Raw genomic sequence first — 1,741 nt, forward strand, 5'->3', positions numbered from 1 at the left:
GGGCGATGCTTAGCCCCTCAAACTTTGCCGCGCCAATCGCGTCCGCCCCGTCATCATCGATCCAGCGCATCGAAAACGGGACCAGGGAAAGGTTCGGCGCATCCTCGATGCCGTCAAAACAGCCTGAGAGATAGTCATAGAAAGTCTCCGGAGAGCGGCCGATAAAGGCGAGGTCTGCGCCGTCGCTGAAGGCGAGGAGGCGGGCTGAAGCGCGGCGCAGCGCGTCGAGGTCTTCAGGGTGAGGCGGATCGACCTTGCCGGCCTGCTTGAGCCACGTGCCGAGCTGTTCGCGTTTCGCAAAATCCCAGCGGAATGGTTTCGCCATGGCCTCTCCCCATCCTTACCGCGCGCCGCGGGCGGCCTCGCCAGCGGAACAAGTCACATCTACTGGTCGTTACATTCTGCATACTCCCGTCCGGAGGGGTATGGTTCAATAGTGGGTATCCAAGCTTTGAAAAAAGGATTTCTGTCGGGTCAGCCTGAAACGGCCTATACGCATTGGGCGATCATCGGCCTTTTCGTGTTCGCGTCCGTGTCTGCGCTCTCGTTCGCGCAGGCCTTCTTCATTCCCGTTGTTTTCGGCGTTCTGCTGGCCCTGATCCTCAGCCCGATCCGGCGCGCGCTGGGCAGTCTCGGCATTGGTCCCGGCATCGCTGCCGCGATCACGATGACGATCTTCTGCGCCGCGGCCGCCGTCCTGCTCTACATGATCTCAAGCTCGCTTGCGACGATCATCAGTGACGATCCCCAGCTCATGAACAAGGTTCGCGACCGGATCGAGGAGATGAGCGGTGTGCTCGAGCCGATGCGTCAGGCGGGCGAGCAAATCGAGGCGATGCAGCAGGCCTCCGCTGATGCGCCGGAACGGGTGGTCGTGCGCGAAGAGGGCATATTCAGCCTCTGGGCGGAGACGACCCCGTATGTGGCCGGCCAGATCATGCTGGCAGTCGTGCTGGCCACCTTCCTGATCGCGTCGGGTGACATGTTTTACGAAAAGCTGGTCCAGGTGATGCACACCGATTCTGCCAAGCGCAAATCCCTGCGGATTGCACGGGAAATGGAAGACCAGCTTTCGACCTATTTCCTGACCATTACTGCGATTAATCTGGTCCTCGGACTGGTCATCGGCACTGCGATGTGGCTGCTCGGGATGCCGGATCCTGTGTTCTTCGGCGTGGCGGCATTTGCGCTCAATTTCATCCCTTATATCGGCTCCATTTTCGGCATCGGCCTCGCCTTCATCATGGCGATCGTGACCTATGACAATTTCTGGCTGTCGCTTGCGCCGCCCTTTGTCTACTGGCTGATCAACTCGGCAGAAGGCCAGTTCCTCACCCCGGTTGCGGTGGGCCGCAGGCTTCGGCTGAATGCCGTGGCGGTGTTTATCTCGCTCGCCTTCTGGGCCTGGCTCTGGTCCTTTGTCGGCATGTTCCTGTCGACCCCGATGCTGATCGCCCTGAAAGCGTTCTCAGAGCGAACACCGGAACTCGACTGGCTGAACACCTTCCTCGAAGGGCGCAAGCAGTGCGCTGAAGAGGATGAGGACATTGTCCATAGCGTCATGGATAATGAAACTGATGCGTGCGCAGCCGATGAGGACGACCGCGAAATCCTCGACGACGAATTGCATGGCGACAGCGAAGATGAGCGGCTCGACGACGATCGGCCAGCGCCAGCGATCAGCTAGGCCAGTCGCGCCAACCCGGCCGGCTGGCGCTCATTTGTCTGGACTGTTCTGGAC

Annotated in this window: 1 protein-coding gene and 1 pseudogene; one reads left to right on the forward strand and one right to left on the reverse strand. The window is 60.2% G+C overall.

All coding sequences use genetic code 11. The features are described from left to right. Positions 1-325 (reverse strand): annotated as a pseudogene (locus WA989_RS12510) (hypothetical protein); the annotation flags it as partial. Between the two features lie 126 nt (positions 326-451). Here WA989_RS12510 and WA989_RS12515 point away from each other — a divergent pair. Beyond that, positions 452-1,687 (forward strand): AI-2E family transporter, encoded by a 1,236-nt coding sequence (locus WA989_RS12515; protein WP_424340826.1) that lies wholly within the window; start codon positions 452-454, stop codon positions 1,685-1,687. Positions 1,688-1,741 lie beyond the last annotated feature (54 nt).

The organism is Henriciella sp. (assembly GCF_049649345.1).
In the GTDB taxonomy this organism is placed as follows: domain Bacteria; phylum Pseudomonadota; class Alphaproteobacteria; order Caulobacterales; family Hyphomonadaceae; genus Henriciella.